Origin of the sequence: Streptomyces sp. NPDC051578 (genome assembly GCF_044454045.1) — a bacterium.
Taxonomy (GTDB): Bacteria; Actinomycetota; Actinomycetes; order Streptomycetales; family Streptomycetaceae; genus Streptomyces.
The window spans coordinates 932,149-950,374 of sequence record NZ_JBITDH010000002.1; the positions used below are offsets into that span (position 1 = coordinate 932,149).

At 69.6% G+C, this 18,226-nt stretch carries 17 protein-coding genes; 9 read left to right on the forward strand and 8 right to left on the reverse strand.

Features of this window, described 5'->3' with window-relative positions; genetic code table 11:
• Nucleotides 1-20: 20 nt before the first annotated feature.
• The 3 genes from ACIA6C_RS15480 to ACIA6C_RS15490 all read right to left on the reverse strand — a co-directional run bounded on the left by ACIA6C_RS15480 (nt 21) and on the right by ACIA6C_RS15490 (nt 2,331).
• Nucleotides 21-236 carry a DUF6243 family protein gene (locus ACIA6C_RS15480; protein WP_399275980.1) on the reverse strand — a complete coding sequence of 72 codons (216 nt, stop codon included), beginning with the start codon at nt 234-236 and terminating at the stop codon, nt 21-23.
• A gap of 254 nt (nt 237-490) precedes the next feature.
• A complete protein-coding gene (locus tag ACIA6C_RS15485) occupies nt 491-1,237 on the reverse strand; it encodes an MBL fold metallo-hydrolase (RefSeq protein ID WP_399275982.1) in 747 nt (248 codons plus the stop codon).
• Nucleotides 1,238-1,356: 119 nt separating this feature from the next.
• Entirely contained in the window at nt 1,357-2,331 is a 975-nt protein-coding gene (locus ACIA6C_RS15490; RefSeq protein WP_399275984.1) for a GlxA family transcriptional regulator, read from the reverse strand.
• Between the two features lie 242 nt (nt 2,332-2,573).
• On the opposite strand from ACIA6C_RS15490, the gene ACIA6C_RS15495 reads away from it, so the two are divergent.
• Together ACIA6C_RS15495 and ACIA6C_RS15500 are read left to right on the forward strand one after the other, a co-directional pair.
• Nucleotides 2,574-3,317 carry a hypothetical protein gene (locus ACIA6C_RS15495; RefSeq protein WP_399275986.1) on the forward strand — a complete coding sequence of 248 codons (744 nt, stop codon included), beginning with the start codon at nt 2,574-2,576 and terminating at the stop codon, nt 3,315-3,317.
• A 658-nt stretch (nt 3,318-3,975) separates the two neighbouring features.
• Complete coding sequence (locus ACIA6C_RS15500; protein WP_399275988.1) at nt 3,976-4,869, forward strand: hypothetical protein; 894 nt, start codon at nt 3,976-3,978, stop codon at nt 4,867-4,869.
• A gap of 56 nt (nt 4,870-4,925) precedes the next feature.
• Here the strand turns inward: ACIA6C_RS15500 and ACIA6C_RS15505 are convergent, their stop codons facing one another.
• Entirely contained in the window at nt 4,926-5,690 is a 765-nt protein-coding gene (locus tag ACIA6C_RS15505; RefSeq protein WP_399275990.1) for a transposase family protein, read from the reverse strand.
• A gap of 40 nt (nt 5,691-5,730) precedes the next feature.
• Nucleotides 5,731-6,858: a GNAT family N-acetyltransferase gene (locus ACIA6C_RS15510; RefSeq protein WP_399275992.1), complete on the reverse strand. Its 1,128-nt coding sequence runs from the start codon at nt 6,856-6,858 to the stop codon at nt 5,731-5,733.
• Between the two features lie 354 nt (nt 6,859-7,212).
• On the opposite strand from ACIA6C_RS15510, the gene ACIA6C_RS15515 reads away from it, so the two are divergent.
• From ACIA6C_RS15515 to ACIA6C_RS15530, 4 genes are all read left to right on the forward strand, one after another.
• Nucleotides 7,213-8,739 carry a serine/threonine-protein kinase gene (locus ACIA6C_RS15515; protein ID WP_399275994.1) on the forward strand — a complete coding sequence of 509 codons (1,527 nt, stop codon included), beginning with the start codon at nt 7,213-7,215 and terminating at the stop codon, nt 8,737-8,739.
• Between the two features lie 147 nt (nt 8,740-8,886).
• Complete coding sequence (locus ACIA6C_RS15520; RefSeq protein WP_399275996.1) at nt 8,887-9,549, forward strand: hypothetical protein; 663 nt, start codon at nt 8,887-8,889, stop codon at nt 9,547-9,549.
• 139 nt (nt 9,550-9,688) lie between these two features.
• Nucleotides 9,689-10,333 carry a hypothetical protein gene (locus tag ACIA6C_RS15525; RefSeq protein WP_399275998.1) on the forward strand — a complete coding sequence of 215 codons (645 nt, stop codon included), beginning with the start codon at nt 9,689-9,691 and terminating at the stop codon, nt 10,331-10,333.
• 129 nt (nt 10,334-10,462) lie between these two features.
• Entirely contained in the window at nt 10,463-10,918 is a 456-nt protein-coding gene (locus tag ACIA6C_RS15530; RefSeq protein WP_399276000.1) for a Fic family protein, read from the forward strand.
• A gap of 522 nt (nt 10,919-11,440) precedes the next feature.
• Here ACIA6C_RS15530 and ACIA6C_RS15535 read toward each other — a convergent pair.
• Nucleotides 11,441-12,181 carry a class I SAM-dependent DNA methyltransferase gene (locus ACIA6C_RS15535; RefSeq protein WP_399276002.1) on the reverse strand — a complete coding sequence of 247 codons (741 nt, stop codon included), beginning with the start codon at nt 12,179-12,181 and terminating at the stop codon, nt 11,441-11,443.
• Nucleotides 12,182-12,515: 334 nt separating this feature from the next.
• Here ACIA6C_RS15535 and ACIA6C_RS15540 point away from each other — a divergent pair, with 334 nt between their 5' ends.
• The gene (locus tag ACIA6C_RS15540) at nt 12,516-12,767 is read left to right on the forward strand and encodes a hypothetical protein (RefSeq protein WP_399276004.1); all 252 of its coding nucleotides are present in this window, start codon (nt 12,516-12,518) and stop codon (nt 12,765-12,767) included.
• Here the strand turns inward: ACIA6C_RS15540 and ACIA6C_RS15545 are convergent.
• Both ACIA6C_RS15545 and ACIA6C_RS15550 read right to left on the reverse strand, forming a co-directional pair.
• Nucleotides 12,751-14,361 (reverse strand): alpha/beta hydrolase, encoded by a 1,611-nt coding sequence (locus ACIA6C_RS15545; protein WP_399276006.1) that lies wholly within the window; start codon nt 14,359-14,361, stop codon nt 12,751-12,753. The two genes, ACIA6C_RS15540 and ACIA6C_RS15545, sit on opposite strands and share 17 nt — an antisense overlap.
• 200 nt (nt 14,362-14,561) lie before the next feature.
• On the reverse strand, nt 14,562-15,401 hold the full coding sequence (locus ACIA6C_RS15550; RefSeq protein WP_399276008.1) for a hypothetical protein: 840 nt from the start codon (nt 15,399-15,401) through the stop codon (nt 14,562-14,564).
• A gap of 1,182 nt (nt 15,402-16,583) precedes the next feature.
• Between ACIA6C_RS15550 and ACIA6C_RS15555 the strand changes: the two genes are divergently transcribed.
• Both ACIA6C_RS15555 and ACIA6C_RS15560 read left to right on the forward strand, forming a co-directional pair.
• Nucleotides 16,584-16,922: a MerR family transcriptional regulator gene (locus ACIA6C_RS15555; protein ID WP_399276009.1), complete on the forward strand. Its 339-nt coding sequence runs from the start codon at nt 16,584-16,586 to the stop codon at nt 16,920-16,922.
• A gap of 400 nt (nt 16,923-17,322) precedes the next feature.
• Nucleotides 17,323-18,015, forward strand: coding sequence for a DUF6882 domain-containing protein (locus tag ACIA6C_RS15560; RefSeq protein WP_399276011.1), 693 nt, complete (start codon nt 17,323-17,325; stop codon nt 18,013-18,015).
• Nucleotides 18,016-18,226: the final 211 nt, after the last annotated feature.

Genomic DNA, 18,226 nt, shown 5'->3' on the forward strand with positions numbered 1-18,226 from the left:
ACAGGGGCGCGGCCGGTGCGTCAGCTCTGTGTGGTGTCGTCGCCCGCCTGCCCGGTGGCCTCGGCGGTGCCTGCCTTCTCGCGCATCTTGCGTACCAGTTCCGCCTTCTGGTCGGCTGCGCCCTGGCGGTCGAGATTGCGGTGGGGGCCGTTGTTCTGGCGTTCGGCGCGGGACAGCCTCTTGCGCTGGCCGCCGCCCATGCCCACGGGGTTGTTGATGTTCTTGCTCACGGTCACGGGTTCTCCCGGTAATGATTGAAGTGGATCTACGGATTCATCGGTGGGGGACGGGCGGCGACGTCGGAGGACGTCAGCAGGGGCTCATCTCGCTCTCACTCGTGAATCGGCGTCTGGAAGAACATGACAAAGACGTTACCCGGTGTCCGTCGGCCCCCACACCATCGACCTGGGGGACACCTCTGCCGCCAAGTCGTCAGGCCGTTGCCGGTCGGCGCGAGGAGCCGTCCCCGCCGGGCTGCGGACGTGCCGCGTCACTCATTGCGTGTGGTGAGGCGCCCGACGGCGTCGAGTCGTGCGAGGCGGTCGTGTTCCCTGTCGGCCCACTGCCGTACCCGGTCGGGGTCGAGCGGGGTGCCGTGGCCGACGTGGAGGGCGGCGGGGTCGAGGGCGAGCATCCGGCGAAGGCTGGCGAGATTCTGCCGGGGGTCGTCGTGGAAGGGCGGGTTGGCGGGCCTGCCGGGGATCAGGCCCATGAACGACCCTGCGATCAGGTCGCCGGCGACGAGGTCTCCGGCGTCAGTGAGCACCGAGACCGATCCGGCGGTGTGGCCGGGGGTGGGCATGATGCGCGCCGCGAGTCCGAAGTCCTCCAGACTCGTCTCGCCGCGGATCAGCACGGCCGGTTCGAATGGTTCGGCCGAGACGTGGAGCTTCTTGTTGCGGGCCATGAGGCGGCCCATCGGGCCCGTGGGCAGGTACGGTTCGCGGACCCGGCCGGAGCGGTACGGCCCGAGGTCGGCGACGTGGCCGGCGACGGGCGCGCCGGTGAGCCGGTGCAGTTCGGCGGCGGAGCCGAAGTGGTCGATGTGGCCGTGGGTGATGACGATCAGCGAGACGTCGGCGGGGTCGACGCCGCCGGCGGCGACCTGGTCGAGGATCCTCCGGCCGCTGCCGGGGGTTCCGGAATCGACGATGACGGGCCGGCGGCCGAGCAAGAGGTAGGCGTTGATGTTGTGCCGGCCCATGACCGGGATCGGGACGACCTTCGTGCTGGACATGGTTTTCCTCCGGAGTGTGCTGGTCGATGCCGGCCCTGTGCGGGCATGGCGAAGCTCGGCCGGTGCGGCAGCGCGCCCGGTGGCCGGCAGGTGGGGTGGTCGGGGTCGGTGGGGTGGGGTCAGAAGCGGCGGCGGTACTCGGCCGGGGTGGTGCCGAGCCGCCGCCTGAAGACGCGGTGCAGCGTCTCCACGGAGCCGAGGCCGCTGGCGGCAGAGACCTCGGGAAGGCCCCGGTCGCTGTCCTCCAGCAGTCGCCGGGCGGCCTCCAGCCTGGCCGCCTCCACGTAGGCGGCCGGCGTCGTGGAGGTGCGCTGGTGGAACAGCCGGGTGAAATGGCGCACGCTCAGGTGTGTCCGGGCCGCGAGGGCTTCGAGGGAGAGGTCCTCGGTGAGGTGTTCGGCGATCCATCTGCACAGGTCGTCGATCCGGTCATCCTGGGAGCTCTGAACGGACAGAGGCACACTGAACTGGCTCTGCCCGCCGGAGCGTTTGACGTACATGACCATCATCCGGGCCGTCGCGAGCGCCAGGTCCTGGCCGTGGTCCTCGGCGACCATGGCCAGTGCCATGTCCATCCCGGAGGTGACGCCGGCGCAGGTCCACACCTGCCCGTCCCGGATGAAGATCGGATCGGGATCCACCCGGACGCCGGGGTGTTCGGCGGCCAGCCGGTCAGCGGTGAGCCAGTGCGTGGTGGCCGGCCGGCCGTCGAGCAGACCGGCGGCGGCCAGCAGGTGCGCCCCCGCGCAGATCGACCCGATGCGCCGGGCCCGGGGTGCGGCGCGCCGCAGCCAGTGGGTGACGTCCTGGTCGATCACGGGCTCCACGCCGCCGTCGACGAGCTCGATCGCCCCCGAGACCAGCAGGGTGTCGATCGGCCCGGTCACGTCGTCGAGGGCCAGGTCGGCCATCAGCCGGACGCCGCTGGAGGTGGTCACCGGCCCACCGTCGGCCGTCGCGAGCCGCACCAGGTAGCCGGGCCGGCCGGCTCCGGCGACCCGGGAAGCGACGGAGAACACCTCGGCGGGGCCGGTGGCGTCCAGCAGCTCGATGCCGGGGAAGGCGACGATCACGACGCGGTGGAGTTGGGGCATGCCCTGATCATTCCGCCCGGCCGGAGTGGCCGCAATGACCAGGATCTGTCACATCAGGCCATCGAGAGGGGTGGCCGGATCCACGCCGAACCGCGCCCTACCTGCGCTCGGCAGCCGCCTCACGCCGAAACCGGCTGCCGCGCCGAAACCTGCCTGAGCCCCTGCGACAGTCCTCCCGGCCGGGCCGACGACCAGGGGGAAACCGTATGACAACCCGCCCGGGGCGGGCTCAGGCTGGGCGCATGCCTACGCCTCTGAACGTCTTCGGTATCCGTGTGATCCCTTCGGATCCGCGGCACTACGACAGCCCCGAAGTCCGCCCGCTCATCGACGGCTGGGACTTCATCAAGGACGATTACTCCGGGGCGGTCTGCGGTGACGCGCTCCGATGGCTGCTGCCGGACGGGCCCTTCGCGGTGGGGGAGGCGTCCCATGAAGTAGAGATGGCGGTTTGGTGTTGTTGCCGCTCCGCGCTCGATGTCGTCATGCGGCGCGAGGGTGACACGGTGGTGTGGGTGTGCAAGGAACCGGAAGGCACTTCCTCTTACGAATTCCACTTCGATGCCGGGCAGTACGACGCCGAGGTGGCACGGGCCACCCGGGACCGTGAATGGGAGTGGCCCTCCGTGGCCGTCGCCCGGGAACTCGAAACCAACCTGCGCGCCCACTCCACGTGGCTCGACACATGGACGTGTGAAGTCGAGCAGGCGTGGGCGACCCCCGGGACCCTCGATGAGATACACCTCGTCCTGCGGACCCATGCGCTCGAGCCCGATGGTGCCTGGCGTTGGCTGGGGCGCATCGGGCTCGTACGACCAGTGACCGAGGAGGATCCCCTGCTCCAGGCCGAGCGTCTGGCGCGGGAGATCGCGGCGGGTGATCCCCGTACGGTGGACGGCATGCGGGACGAGACGCCCGACGCACCGCTCACGAACTGGCGGATCGGTCCACGGGATTTCGGGCCGAGCAGTTACAAGTGGCGCTGAGCTCGCGAGGCGGAGCGTGGCGGCACGGTCCCGCACCCGGCCGAACTGCGTGCGTGCCGATGAGGCGTATGCGTCCCGGAAGAACCGCGCCCATTGCGACGGTGCGGTATCCGAAGCACCATCCCGGACGAGGCCGACCAGGCACGGAACCGCAAGAAACGCGGCTCCTCCCGTCCGTGGTAGACCAGGGTGAGCAGCTTGCGGGCCGCGGCCGCGGCCTCGGCCTCGGCCTCGGCCTCGGCGAGGCTGCGTGCCTGACTGCCGCGGCGCGCTTCGATCCGGTCCCTGTGGGCGCGCGTGGGGGTGTTCTCGGGAGCGTGCTGGAGGCTTCGACGGCCGCCCAGCGACGGGCTCTCGTAGTGGCTTCGTATCCAGGTGTGGGGTCGTCGAACACGTTCGGGGGCCAGGGCGAGTGCCACCATCTGTAAGACCCACCACGCATGGGTAGGATCACGCCGCACGCCGAGCGGACGGTTCGAGTCACGCCGCGCACGGCACAGGCGAAACATCGGGGGCGCATGCGATGAGTACGCACGGCAATGGTCAGTGGGGTCCGACGGGCGGACCCGGATACGGCCCCGTTGGACAGCCGGGCTCAGGTCCCGGTCCTCAGCCTTACCCCGGAGGCGGACCCCATCCGTACCCCGGCGGTCCCGGCGTGGGACCCTACCCGCCGCAGCCCGCCCCCGTGCCGCCGCAGGGGTTTCCGGGACGTCCGCAGGGCTGGGGCCCGTACCCGTCACCACCGCACGGCGGTGGCCCGCAGCATCCGTTCCCGCGACCGCCCCGGCCGCCGCTGACGCGCGGGCAGCGGATCCTCAAGTGCGTCTACAACCCGTTCTACGCCGCCCAGCGGGCCTTCCGCCCCTCGCGCCCGGACGCCGTCGAGGACCTGACGGTACGCAAGATCCAAATGTGGCGGACCGGGCTCGGTGCCGCCGCCTGGCTCGTGCTGGTCATGTCGTACAAGCCGGTCGACACCGCCAAGGGTGTCGACGCCGTGGCGAGCGACAAGTTCGACCAGAGCTGGACCAGCACACTCTTCCTCGTGTGTGCTTTCCCGTTCGTGATCGCCCTGTTCGCGTTCGCCGCGCAGGGCGCGCTGCGTCGGCTCTATCTGCGACGGTCCCTGAAGCCCTTCGGGGCGGTGGCGGCTCTGATGGGGTCCATGGCAACGTTCCCGCTCGCCGTCGCGCCCGACCCGGCGACCACTGGCTTCCGTGATGCCATCGGGATTCCCGGCATGGTCGTCCTCATCGTCCTCTGCACATGGTCGCTGGGATTCGCCTTGTACGGGATCGCACTCTGCCTCAACCACGTGTTCCGCACCGCCGATATCCACGAGGTGCTGCCGCCGGTTCTCGCCACCGTGCTGGCGTGGGTGATGGCCGCCCTAGACGTGATCAATAACGCGAACGCCGAGGTTCCCGTCCTTGCCCGGATCGTCTTTCTGCTCGGCGCTCCGGTGTCGGTGACGGTGTTGTCGTGCTGGGAGCTGTACCGGCTGCGGAAGTACCACAACCTGTCCCTGCGACAGGCCCTCGGCCGCTAAAGGGTGTTGCAGAAGGTCTGGCTTGGGCAGGCCGGGGTGGGGGTTGATCTGCTGTTTCACCGTGCGAGGGTGAGGTTGTGCATGGTGGCGATGGCTTGGACGGCGTGGTGGAGGCCGTCGCCCCTTTGGCGGCAGTCGCGGAGGATCTTCCAGTTCTTCATGCGGGCGAAGGTGTGCTCGACGCGGGCCCGGACCCGTCGGTGTTCGGCGTTGTCCTCCTCCTGGCCGAGGGGCCGTCCGGCCCTTCTGCGGTAGGGGACGATCAGTCCCGTGCCGAGGTAGGCGCCGTCCGCGATCACCGTCATTCCGGCCGCCGCGGCCGGCAGGTGCGACTCACGCCAGACGTGGGCGTCCGCCTTGTTCCCAGGTGCCGGCCGGGCTGCGGCGACGACCAGGCGGGTGTCTGCATCGATGATGACCTGCACGTTCGCCGAGAACCGGTAGTTGCGCGAGGAGGCACCGACGGTGCGGTCGCGGACCGGGATCAGGGTGCCGTCCACGATCCACAACCGCTCCACGTCGGCGACCGGCTTCGGGGCCGGCTCCAGCGCGAGCAGCGGACGCAGCCGCTGGGTGACCCTGCAGGCGGTGGCCGGGGAGATCCCGAAGAGCGGGGCGAGCTGCCGCATCGTGAGGTTGGTGCGGCAGTAGACGGCAACCAGCAGCCCCCGGTCCGCAAGCGGCAGGCACCACGGCCGGCCACCGCCGGGCCCGTCCCCGCCCCGCTCCCGCACCACCCTCACCAGCCTGCCGAACCGCTCCATCCGCAAGCCCGTGAACGTCTCCACCCACACCGGCTCAGCCCGCAACACCCCACCCATACAGGCAAAATGCCCAGAACCGAGCCTTCTGCAACACCCTTTAGTAGCGGTCCAGCCGGTGGGCGTGCGGGGTCGGCAGGGACGGGTTGCCGCCCCCGGGAAACCAGGCCGCGCACAGATCGCGGTACCGGTCGGGCATCGCCACGCCCGCCGCATCCGCGTCATCGGTCGACCAGTGGCCGAGAAGCAGCCGGATGAGCGCCGTGTCATCGGGGATCAGATCGCCGCGCCGCAGTGCGGCGAGCGCGGTGTCGTAACCCTGGTCCGGCCGCTGTCCGGCGGCCCGGCGGCGCAGCTCGGGTTCCAGCTTGCGCACCAGCACCGACCGGTTCAGCACGGCCGCCATCATCCCGCCGCTCGGCCGAAACCCGCGCTGCACGGTGCAGCCCATGTGGCGTGCCACGCGACCCACCAGGCTGTCGGCCGGCTCCCGGACCGTGAACTCGCTCAAGCGCCTCTGCCAGCACATCCGGGCGAGGGCCGCGAGCAGTAGGGCGGCGGCAGCCGCGTCTTCGGCCACCAGCTCGTCCACGACGACCGACCCCAAGGGGTCACCGAAGGCTCGGCCCTCCAGCACGGCATAGCCCGCGAGGGCGTCGCGGTTGTGCAGAACCAGCGTCTGCGAGCCGGGTTCCCACGTCGCCTGGGGAACGAGCCGGTTCCAGCCGACGTGCCGTTCATGAGTCCAGGGCCGCTGAGCGTGAGCAGTGTTGTACAGACGGACCATCGCCGGCAGGTCCGCCGCCGAGCCGCTGCGGACGCCCGGAACGGCAGCTGCCGGATCGTCCCCGGAGGCGCGTTCCACGTTGCGCACGGGGACCACCAGAGACCCGTCTGCCACAGCGCCGACGAAACCGAACTTCTCGTACACCCCCTCGACACCGTCGGACACGAACGCGACGTCCACCCGCTGCGCCATGCCGGCCAGCGCCCGGCGCAGGAGCCGGCTCATGTGTCCCCGCCGCCGGAACTCGGGCTCGGTCTCCACGCCGCCGATGCCCTCCGCGGCGACGGCCACCCCGCCGAAGCGGACGCGGAAGGAGACGGCTTCGAGTTCGGCGACCGGTGCGCCTGCGTCGGTGCGCAACCGGCAGTAACGCGTCCGCAGGCTGCGCACTTCCTGGTCCGCGACTTCGGTGTAGCGGACGGCTGGCTCGTGTTCCGGCACAGTTGTTCCTCGGCCTTCCTTGACGCACAGCATCGCGTGGCGCCGTGCTGTTCGGCGCGGAGCAAGCGAGACCTTTACCTGCCCGTCGCCGCTGAAACCTGCTCCCGGCCCCACTCGGCTGAACCCACTCGCAGCACGGCGCACAGACGCGCAGCAATTGGAGGCCAGTGCCAGGCCAGGCCGCGCCTGAGCCGCCCCGGCGGTCGTCGGGACCAGTTACAGCCTCACGGGGCCGGGCTGATCAAGCCGTCTTGTCCAGGACGCACGTCGAACCCCACATGAATCGGCTGCCCGGCGACGTTCCGGAGCCGGGGGCTGTTCTGCGATCAGGTGCGTTGGGTTAGGTTCCGGGGTGTGACTGACGATCGTGGACGACTGCTGGCCGGTCGGTACCAGTTGGCGGAACTGCTGGGCCAAGGCGGAATGGGGACCGTCTGGAGGGCCCACGACGAGCAACTCGACCGCGAGGTGGCCCTCAAGGAGCTCCGCCTCCCCGATGACCTCGACGCCTCCCGGCGCACGGCGTGGATCGACCGCCTCGACCGCGAGGCGCGCGCGGCCGCCAGACTGAAACACCCGGGGGTCATCACCGTCCACGACCGGATATCCAGCGACGACGGCCGTCCGTGGATCGTGATGGAACTCGTCCACGGCCGCTCGCTGGACGACCTGATCAAGAAGGACGGCCCGCTACCGCCGGCCCAAGTGGCCAGGATCGGCCGGCAGATGCTGGACGCGCTGCGCGCCGTGCACGCCACCGGTGTCACCCACCGGGACATCAAGCCCGCCAACGTGCTGCTCGAAGGCGAGCGGGTGGTGCTCACCGACTTCGGGATCGCCTCCGTGGAGGGCGAGCCCGGTCTGACCCGGTCGGGGGCCCTCATGGGGACCCCGGCCTACATGTCCCCCGAGCAGGTGCGCGGTCTCCCGGCGACCGCCGAATCCGACCTGTGGTCCCTGGGCGCGACGCTGTTCACCGCCGTGGAGGGCCACCCGCCATTCAGCGGCTCCGGCTCGTGGGCCGTCTTCGTCGCCGTCGCCACCGAGGAACCTGTCACCGCCGTCCGCGCCGGGGGACTCGGGCCGGTTCTGATGGGCCTGCTCCGAAAGGACCCGGCCGAGCGCCTCACCGCCGAAGAGGCGTACGACCTGCTCGCGGAAGCGGCGGGTGAAGTGGCGGGTGAAGCGGAGCCTGCCCGGCCGGACCCCGGTCCGACATCCGCGTCCACGCTGCGGCTGGGTGCGGCGCAGGGCGCCGGCCCCGGGCCGGGACGGCCGGCCCCAGCGCAGCCCGGCCCCGCCCGTCCTCCTCGGCGGAGGCGGTATGCGTTGGGCGCCCTTGCGGCGGTTGCCGCGATGCTCCTGCCCGCGGTGCCCGGGTGGTTAACCGGGTCCGGATCCCGCGACGATGACGCCGGCCGCACCCGTGCGACCGACACCACGGCGCCTCCTTACCGCTCCCCGTCCCCATCCCCGTCTGCCTCCCTCACGGCCACCTCGTCCAGCCGCACCTTCACTCCCAGCCCCCACCCCGCCTCCAAGCCCACGCACACCCCCCTCGACCGCCAAGCCATCGAGCGTGTCTTTGCGCTCTACATGAACGGCCTGGCCGACCACGACATGACCTCCCTGCGCCGAGGCACCTGCCCCCGGTTGCGCGCAGGGCTGCTCGGATTCGCCCTCAACGGCTACTTCGTGGACCGTTGGGAACTCCAGCCCTACGAGATCCCCCCGAACATGGACCAGATCAGCGTCGAAGCGAAGATCACGCGGCGCGACCCCGAGACCGGGAAGATCGCCGGCGACGTCCTCAACCAATGGATCATCGAGCGGGATCCCGACCAGCAGTACTACGTATGCGGCTGGCTCAACGAGGAGTGACCCGGCCACGCCAGGGGGTGGACCTCATGCAGAGTAGGCGACGCCGCTGCCACGGCATCAAATGAATCGGACGGCCCCAAGGACCGTAGCGAGCTGACCTGGCTCAATCGCTCCTGCACGAAGAGCTGCTGACGTGAGGAAACTGTCATGAGCACCGGTAAGTGGCTGTGGATGTCCCTACGGCGCTACGTCCTGACCGTCGTGCTGGCCTGGCTGGCTGCGGCCTCGGTGCTGCCCGCTCTCGGTGACGAACCCTTCGCCGAGGAGTTCGCGCTCGAGGCGGGAGTCGGACTCGTGGGGGTTCCCCTCCTGACACTCGCGACCATGTTCGTACTCGTCCTGCTGGCCGACCGTCGGTTCGAACCGCCGACCGGTGGCGCCCAGCGGATCCGGGGCGGCTGGATGGTCAGCCTGCCGTTGTTGCTGATGCTGCCGGTCGGAATGCTCGTGCCACTGCAGTACCTGATCGTGCTGGGCGCACAGCTGGCCTACGTGGTCTGGCTACTGCCCTGCGAGGACGCACGTGACACGGCGAACGTCCTGCGCTCAATCGCCGACCCCGCCGTCCCCGCGAAGCAGCGGGCCCGGACGGCACGGGCGGTCGCGGGACTGCGGACCAGTCCGGTCGTGCAAGCCCTGGTGCTCGCCGCTGCGGACGAGGAGCCGGAGGTCGCCGAAGCGGCACTGGAGGGCCTCTGCACCATCTGGCGGCACGATGGCGTCGTCGGCGAGAACATGTTGCTGAGGCTTGCACCGAAGGATCAGGACCGGGTCCGTGCGCTGGGCATCAAGGTCCGTAGCCCCTGGTGACGGCGCGGCGCTCCGCTAGAGGCAGGCAGGGTCCGAATCGGGATGACAGGTCTCGGCATTTGGCATGATCGGTCAGTTGTTCCGTCATGACTGACCTCGGAGGTACGCCACGTCCATCCACTGCGAACGCGTCCGGGACTTGCCATGGTCTGCCGCTGATCCCGGCCTGAACGCCTTCGACTGGGACGACGATGAGGCCGTACGGCTGACGGCACTGGTCGTACCGATGGTGCCTCCTGTCGGGGCCGAGCGGATGGCGGGCTTTCGATTCATCGATGAGGTCACCATGCTCCTGGTGTCCCGTTACGGCCGGTGGGCCTGCGACTGGGAGTGCTCGACCCACTACGGTGGTCCCGTCGAGAGTTGGTGCTGCGATTCGCATTCGGTCGGGGAGGCGCAGGAGACCGCCGAACGCGTCGTGACCTGTCTGCTGGAGTGGCGCGACTGGCTGGAGGACATGGCCGAGCGCTTCGAGCGGCTCGCACCCCGTCCCGACGCGGACGCGGAGGACCGCAGTTGGCACCTGGAACGCGCCGCGACCCGCCTGGTCACGGCTGTGGTCAACAGCACCCACGCCGAGTCGTCCTGGTACGGACTCTGCCAGACAACGCTGACCTGGTTCCTTTCCTCCACCGGCCTGGGGCCGGCAGAGGCGCAGGAGGCGGTGGAGGCTGCGATCGGCGGTCGGTTCGAGAGCCACATTGCGCCCGCCCCGACTCTGGTCGACACGGTGGGAGAGGACCTGGCGATCCGCCTGACCGGCCGCGGGTTCTACCGTGAGTGATGATGCGCTGGCCACCTGGTGCAAAGTCCGGGAGCAAGTCGACTGGTCCTCGGCCCCGAGCGTGAACCCGGCACCGGTGCGCCAGGTCGTGGACGGACTCGCCGCCTGGTTCGAGGGTCCGGTCCGCTTGTGCGGTACGGACCGCGCCGACCGGCTGCTCGCCGCGATGACCTTGTCCCGTGCCGCGGCCTCAAGGGGAGAACTGCTCGCCCCGGCCCTTCTCACCGGCTGGCAACAACTGGTCCTCGGGGGGAACGAGGTGCGACTGCGCCAGAGCGACGCCTTCGCCAAGGACGGCCGGGAGCGATACGGGCTCACCCCCGTACCTGGCAGGACTTCGCCGCCTGCCTGGGTCAGAGCGCCGATCCGTCGGTCCCCTTGCCGGCCCGCGCGGCCAGGGCGTACCTCGACATCGCCTTCTTCCACCCCTACCCGGACGGCAACGCCCGCCTGGCGCTGCTGGTCCTCGCCCACGTCCTGGAGAGGGAGGGAGTGCGTCTGGACGAAGTGGGCCGCTGCAGACCACCCGCTACGCGGACGACCCCGACGGCGCCATGGACTTGGCGGTTCTGGTCACCGTACTGATCCGCGCCACTCGCCGTCGTGCCTGTTCGTCCTGCCCGCAAGGACCGCCTGGGAACATCCGCCGCAGGAACTCGGCTTCGGCTCGGGCACGACCTGCTGACGGCGCCTGGCCGAGTGGACCCGGGCCGGGGTGTGGCCCCGGCTGCACGAGGTCCTGCTCGCCAAGCAGCGCGGTGCGAACGCCCTGGACTTCTCCCGGGGGGGGCGACGACTCCCACATCCGGGCGTCAGAAGGGGACTTGAGACCGGACGAAGCCCCGTTGACCGGTGCAGGACGGGCAGCAACCACCACCATTCCGCTGCTTCAGGCGGTGCCGCATGTGCGTGGCAAGCGCAGCCGGCCCCGGCACCCTCCGGACGTGGTGCTGGGCGACCGCGGCTACGACCACGACAAGTACCGCCGCCTCGTCCGCCGTCTCGGCGTGAAGCCCGCTGATCGCCCGCCGGGATACCGAGCACGGCTGCGGACTCGGCACCCAACGCGGGGCCGTACGGCCTCCATTGACAGCCCGGTGGCCGACCTCAGGTTGGCTTGCGCCACACGGAGATGTGCTTCGCGGAGTCCTGGGTGAACGGCGCCCCGTCCCAGTCCGCGACACGACGTTCCAGCTCGAGCCCAGCGATCCGTGCCATCAGATCGAGCTCTGCCGGCCAGGCGTAGCGGTGCCGGGAGTTGCCGCGGCGGTAGCGGCTGTCGTCGCCGTCGCGGGTGAAGTGGTGCGAGACGAGGATCTGCTCGACGAGGTCGAAGGTGTCGAAGCCGAGATGCTGCTCGGAGACATCGAACGGCACCGCGACCTGGCCGGGTGGCAGGAACCGCAGCGGCGGCACGCCCAGCTCGACGACGAATCGGCCGCCCGGCTCCAGATGCCGTGCGGCGTTGCGGAAGCACTCGACCTGCTCGTCCTGCGTGAGCAGATTCGTAATGGTGTTGTAGACGAGGTAGACCAGGGTGAACTCGCCGGGAACGACGGTGGTGGCCATGTCCCCGATGACTACGGGGAGCATGTCCTCGTCGATCTTGTGCCGCAGCACCGCTGCCATGTGCTCGGACAGTTCGATGCCCACTACCGGCACGCCGCGTTCCCGCAGTGGGACACCCACTCGTCCGGTCCCGATGGCGAACTCCAGAGCCCGGCCGTCTCCGGCGAGCTCTGCGAGGAAGTCGAGGGTCGGGCCAAGGACGGCGGCCGAGGACGCTTCGGCCTCCTCGGTGTCGTAGCGGTCGGCGGTCGCACGGGTCCACAGTTCACTGCTCGTCACGGGCGGCCACTCTGCCGGGTGCCGAGGGGGACTGTCGACACATTTAAGTTCTCCGCGGCGAAGCCTGCACCGCCACAAGCCGTAGTCGCCCTTGACAGGGCTCGGCAGCGTCCGGTCTGAGCCCGCAGGGCCCCGAACGGGAGTTCGATCGAGGTGTCACCCATCGACCGTCGCCCGGCGAGGTCGTGGTCAGTGTGCGCCCGTCGACCGTGTTCGCCCATGCGTCCGCCGCCGAGAACCCGTACGCGGCGCCCGCCGCTGTTGCTCCTGATCTGGCCCCGGCCCCGGCCCCGGCCTCGGCCCCGGTGGCAGGGAGCGCGGGCGCCCGAGCGATGTGGGGCCGCTGACCGAGGACCTGCACGTTCCGAACGACCTGGACCTGTACGACCGTCCCGCCGCTCTGGAACAGCTCGACGTCAGTGCGGCGGCCGACAGCCGGCTCGTGAACGTCACCAAGGACTACATCGGCTCCGGCCGGGAGACGGCCCAGTTGGCCAGTACGTCACGACCGCGACGAACAGCCGCAGAATGCTGCTGGCTCGCGCAATCGGAACGTGACCAGCGGGCCGCTATCCCGCCTGCTTGACGCAGGTCCGGTCCTTCGCCGGCAGCTTGCCGGTGGCCAGGTACCGGTTGACCTCATCGTCCACGCACGCGTTGCCGTAACGCCCGTAGAGGGCGTGCCGGTTGGCGCCCTCGAGGGTGACCAGCCTGGAGCTCGGCAGCTGCTTGTGCAGCTCGACGCTTCCCTTGTACGTCGTACGCGGGTCCCCGGTGGCGGCGACGATCAGTGCAGGGGCATCGCGCCGCACCCGGGTGGGCTCTTCGCGCGGCGAGTCCCAGAAGGCGCACGGGTTGATGTTGTTGGTCAGAGCACCGAAAAGCGGGTGCGCGATGCGGTTTCGCTCGATGTCCCGCCAGTAGAGCTCGGGATCGCGCGCGGCGGCCACGTCCCCGCAGATGACCGCGGACTGCGCCCCGGTGGGCTCGCCCTCACCGCGCAGCACGTACCGGAGCTCCGGGACGAGCATCGGCGGCACCGTCGCAGGCCGGCCCTCCGCGGCTTCGGCCAGAGCGGAAACCAGCTCGCCGAACGACGCCCGCGCCGGGGCGGTGTCGTCCGCGATGCCCGAGAAGAGGAGGAGAGGCACCTGGCTTTCGTCGATCCGGAAGGCATCGGCGCCGACGCCGATGGTCAGCGGACCGCGCGCGGCCGCCGCGACGATGCGGTCGACGGCGGCGAGCACGTCGGCGCGGCTGCGGCCGAGGCCGTAGGTGTCGTGGTGCTCCGCGGCCCAGGCGGCCCAGTCGGACAGAGCCTTCTCGTTCTCGCGCTCGGCGCCCTTCAGCAGCCGGGGGCGGTAGTCGCTGGGGTTGATCGCCCCGTCCAGCACCATCCGGTCGTGGCGGCCGGGGAACATCTGCGTGTAGACCGTGCCCAGGTAGGTACCGTACGAGTAGCCCAGGAAGGAGATCTTCCGCTCGCCGAGCGTGCCGCGGATGACGTCCATGTCGCGGGCCGTGTTGCGGGTGGTGATGTGCGGGAGCACCTCGGCGTCCTTGGCCCGGCACTTGTCGGCGAGGCTCTTCTGCAGGGCGACCTGGCGGTCGAAGCCCGCCCGGCCGGTGCCGGCGGACAGCCAGGTCATGCCGACGGGCAAGCCGCAGTCCAGCGCGGTGCTGCGCCCGATGAAGCGCGGGTCGAAGCCGACGATGTCGTAGCGCGCGCCGACCTCCTTCATCGACGTACGGGCCTGCGGCGGGGACTGGAGTGCGGGACCGCCCGGACCGCCGTTGTTGAGGAGTATCGCGCCGATGCGATGGCGGGTGTCGGTGGCCTTGAGCCGGGATATCGCCACGGTGATCGTGCGCCCCCGCAGGTCGGCGTAGTCCAGGGGCACGGTCACGTCGGCGCACTGCACGCCCGCCTGGTCCAGAACGCGGCCCGTGGTGTCGTCGGCGCCCTTGATGCAGCTGCCCCAGCCGAGGTACTGGCGGTAGTACCTGTCCAGTCCGGCCCCGGAGCTGTCCGGGGCGGGGGTCTCGGCGGCCGTGGCCAGGACTGGGGAGGACGTGAGGCAGGCGGCGAGGGTAAGGCTCACGGCCAAGGCGCGGCGCGTGGCGGGGCTGACCGTGGCCACAGGGTCTCGCTGAGTATCGTCCGCTTCGTGTGATCGCATGCCCCGAGGCTAGGAACCCGCCCCGGTACGGCACATCACTCGAGGGCACGAGGATCCCGGTCCTGTCCGCGCCTGGTCCGGGACCTGCGTCCCGGACCGGTGCCCTCCTCCGGGAGGAGACCGTCGGTGAGACTGCGCTACGAGAGGTGACGCAGCCTGCTGCGGGGGCCCATGGCGGTTGCCCGGGGGCTTCGTTCGGGCTAGTGCGAGGGCCGAGACAGGCCCGTGACCCTCCCGTCCGGGCCCTTGGACAGTCCGACCATCGGCCAGTTATCGTCTTTCAGGGCCAGTGTGCGAAACGGCTTCCCTCCATTGTCCAGTCGGTAAGTTCCGACTTTCCCATTGCTGTTCCACTTGATTTCCAGGTACCACGTGCAGTCGCGTGCAGTGGTTTGTATCGAAAAATGGAACACTTCTGGTTCGGTCGCGGAAATCTTGTAGGGAAAGTTGACGACCGTCGGTGACGGGTCGGAGGGGATGTCCGGAGGTACTGGTTTCGCGGTAGGTGATTTGCTGTCGAGATCAATGGAAAAAGACCGTGTCGGCACTGCGGCACCGCACCCTCCCGTACCGAATACCGAGGAGGGAGGCGGCTGGGGTGGACGGGACATCACCACCCGGACCCCGGTGATGACCACCGCGCTCTGCGTCCTCCCCTGGAGCGTGACCGTGAGTTCGGTCGCCCGGCCGTCCGCCTCGCCGTGGTTCGCCAGGATGCTCAGCGCCTCCTCCTCCGTCTTGCCCGTCACGGCCTTCTGGAGCTGGTCGGGGAAATGTGTCCAGACGGTCGGGCACGAGTCGTCTTCAGATACCACGGTAAATGGAGGCCGCTCTTTGCTGAACTCGTTGACAGCCTTGTTCCCCGCCGTTGTGAACAAGTTCTGCAGAGCGCCGCCGAGCACTGCAGCCAAGGCCCCCAGTAGCACCGTCATCACCCACGTCAAAGGCCGCTTCCACAGAGGAGGATTCTTCTGCTTGCTCGATTCCACTCCTTGCGGATCGCCGTCACCCGACTCCTCATCCGAAGAATTGGCTTTCATGAAGACCTCCCGGGAGCTCAGACGCCCGTCATCCTCTCGCCGTCATGCTCACCCGACCCGCCTCCCCCCGCCACCGAGGCGATCATCCTGTGCCCAGCGATTGGCGACACGGTCCCAGGTCAAGAGCCCGGCCCGTCCGGAGTTTGTGAAGGCGCTGCTGGACCGGGTCGAGTGGTGGAACACCGAGCACCACCCTGTGGGGCTTGAGGGCGGGCGGAGGCCGCTGGGGGCGTGCAAGGTGGATCCGGCGCCGGTTGAGGGCGTTGCGCAGGAGCCGCTGGCCTTGTTGCACGACGGCGGACAGATCGAGATGTCACGACCGAGGAGTGGGGCCGGCATCTGGGTTCCGCCGACCCCCCAGACGGCGACGCTCGAGTACGCCGGGCACTGAGTCCGCCCCCGACCGACGCCCATACCGGCAGGCCGGGACGTTCACTCTCATCGTCCCCATGAAGGTGCGCGCAGCGTGACGAGCCTCCGTGCCGGTGCCTCCGGGCGCCGGGCCCTGGTGGGCTCCTCGGCTCCTGCCGCGGGTGCGTCCGCTTCCCGTCACTGTTCGAGTGGGATTACCTATCCGTCGAACACGCGGAAATCTATGTTCGTCAGAGTAGACATTGGGTGGGACTGTGGCTATGGTTTCTTCTGTAACCGCAAGGTCGAAGGGCCCGGCAGAGACGAACTGCCGGGCAGCAGTACCCGCAGTATCCGTAGGTGCAGTACCGATGGACGGTGCGGCGGCGGAGCGTCGAAGCCAGTTGGTGCATGACGGCGACGGCGCTGGCGGCCGGACCGGGTGGCCCGCAGTGATCAGGGGCCGCCATGAGCAGGACCGCGGTAAATCAAGCAGTACCGCATCACGCAGTATCCGCAGTAGAGCAGTACCGCATCACCAGCAGTAGGCAGTTCCGGTAAGTGATCAGGTGATCAAGAGGGAAGAACGGAGGAACGAGCGCCATCGGGATCGCCCGGGTGAAGTTGTATCCGGGTACCGCAGGACATCGATAGTGAGGTGGTCTCCGGTCAAGCAACCGCGATCCCCGCAGCCCCGACAGCAACCAGGTCAGGCACGCGGAAACACGAAGCCGGCGCAGTACCAGGGCCGGCAGATGGTCTAGCAGTTCCTTCGGGGCCCTGGTGCCATTGGCACCAGGGCCCCTCCAACGTGTTACACAGAGAGGTGCGATGACAGCAGCCGACTCCTTCGGCCGTCTCGACGACGACGACTACCCCGCCTACACCATGGGCCGCGCGGCAGAGATGCTCGGCACCACCCAAGGCTTCCTCCGTGCCATAGGCGAACACCGCCTCATCACCCCGCTCCGGTCGGCGGGGGGCCACCGCCGCTACTCCCGCTACCAACTGCGCATCGCCGCCCGTGCCCGGGAACTTGTCGATCAGGGCACCCCCATCGAGGCTGCATGCCGGATCGTCATCCTCGAAGACCAACTCGAGGAAGCCCAGCGCATCAACGCCGAATACCGGCGGACCGCCGACTCCCCGCCTTCGCCGCCTTCGGCTTGAAGACATAGCCACACAGTGAACACACCTCAGCCCCGACTGCGCCTCATCGCCGGCGAAGTATCGGCGCGAGGAGCCGTTCTGCCCTGCCGCTCCCACGTCTTCGCCGGCGTGATCACCGCTGCACCGCTCACAGGCCCCAGTCCTTCGTCCAGGACCGCTACGACGACCGGCCCGCCTCCCGCGGGCAGTGAGGGATGCAAGAGGGCGCTCCGATGAGAGTGGCGGTGTCGGCGCCGGGCGCCCTCACCCGCGCATGTCACACAGGCTGGCGAACCTTGCGCTTCTGAGGGGGGGACTGGTGCCGTGGCGGCGGAGGCCCGGAGACCGCAGTGCCCCGCCCGGCCGACCCGGGGCTGACGCCGCTGAGGGCCTTCGGCCTGGCAGGAGCTAGGCTGCCCCGATGGCCATGGCCTTCTCCGACGCCTTCCTGCATGCCGCCGAGTACCACGCGGCCTGGGGCGTGCAACAGTTGGAAACGATCGACCAGGCCTTCCCGGCTGGGCCGTGGACGGCAGATCTGGACCAGTGCCGCTACGAGTCCGGCGGCCGAAGCCTTCGGGTGGGACTCCTGGGCAGCTACGACCTGGCCGAGCAGACCTGGCTGTGGGGCTGGGCCAACCCGGGACTGCGCGGCACTGAGGTGACCGCCGCCGCCGCGCGAATCCCCGAGTTCGGCCTCCGTCACGGCATCGTGGAGTTGCTGCAGGAGGGCGTGGCGCTCGCCCGTTTCGCCGATCCGCACCGCGCCGCTGAGGCGCTGGCCTTCCTCGGCATGGCAGTGCTCGGTGCACCCGGCTACATCGGCCAGGAGGCCGGTCCACAGACCCGGGTCTACTTCGTGCCGCAGGATCCGCAACTCCAGCCCGCGCGGCTGGATCCGGTTGCCATGCCGCGCCATCTGCTCACTGGCGCACAGCTTTTCGCACGCTTGCCGCGGCTGGTGGTCAAGGGGTGGTTCGCCCTGCACGGTGTCCCGGTGCAGGAGGCCGCCGACCAGATCACCGCGCCACTCCCCAGCGGAGGCTCCGCGGTGGTCTCCTTCGACTCCGCCGGCCGCATCTCGGGCATCAACGCCGGACCGGTTTCTGTCTAGTACACAACCGGTGCAAGCTCAATCCTGGGTCAGGCATGGCTTGGTGGGTAAATGGACGTACGGCATCCCATAGGGGAGTGGCTCGACGAAGCCTAGGTGCGGACCCGGCTCGTTCAGGTGCTCGCGCGTGGGGAGGAGGATGGAGCGCCCTCCGACCGGCGTGTGTTCGGCTGGAGCGAGAGCCAGGACGCGTTGGCGGAGCTACGCGTCC